The following is a 713-nucleotide window of genomic DNA, read 5'->3' on the forward strand; positions in this document are numbered from 1 at the left end:
CGAGCACGCCTATCACATCGATTTCGGAGCGAAGGCTGGCGCCTATGTCGACGCCTTCATGAAGAACATCCATTGGGAGCGCGTTGGTGCTCGCTTCCAGCGGCTTGCCATGAACCGTCGCATGATCGAGCCGAATACGCCTGCGGCGTCACCGGGCGGTATTGCCGCCGAGGACCTCTTGGCGCGCATGCAGCAAAAGGACGATTTCGTCCTTTTGGACGTCTGCCTTGCTGACGATTTGGCGAAGCGCAGTGACATGATCCCAGGAGCGCATGTGCGCCCGCCCGAGACAATTGCCGATTGGATTGGCGAGCTGCCAAAGGACARGCCGATCGTCGTCTACTGCGTCTACGGCTTCCAGGTCAGCGGCGACGCCGTCGCTGAAATGCGTAGCCGCGGCCTCGATGCCTACTCGCTCGCGGGCGGAATTGCCGCCTGGCAYGCSATCGGCGCCCCGACCGTTCCACTCACCATCGAAGGGAGGCCTACGCCATGAAATGGGTCACACGCGAACGCCCCGTCATCGATCGGATCGCCTGTCCCTGGTTGATCACCCGGTTTATCGACAAGGAACCCGAGTTCCTGTTCGTGCCGCCGGACCAGGTCCGGAAGGTGGCCGAGGAAACCGGTGCCATTCCCTATGATGTGCCCGGCGTCGAGTACACGCATGTCGGAGAGGGATGCAGCTTCGACACTTTCGTCGAGAAGCACGA

2 protein-coding genes are annotated in these 713 nt (G+C 61.7%); both read left to right on the forward strand.

All coding sequences use genetic code 11. The annotated features are described in order from the left end of the window. Positions 1-496 (forward strand): rhodanese-like domain-containing protein (locus AB4Z16_RS28070; RefSeq protein WP_441514584.1); only part of this gene is annotated, 496 nt, incomplete at its 5' end. Continuing rightward, positions 493-713: chromate resistance protein ChrB domain-containing protein (locus AB4Z16_RS28075; protein WP_441514585.1), on the forward strand; the 221-nt coding region annotated here is incomplete at its 3' end. The genes AB4Z16_RS28070 and AB4Z16_RS28075, both read left to right, overlap by 4 nt.

The organism is Allobosea sp. TAF32 (genome assembly GCF_052113585.1).
Lineage (GTDB): Bacteria > Pseudomonadota > Alphaproteobacteria > Rhizobiales > Beijerinckiaceae > Allobosea.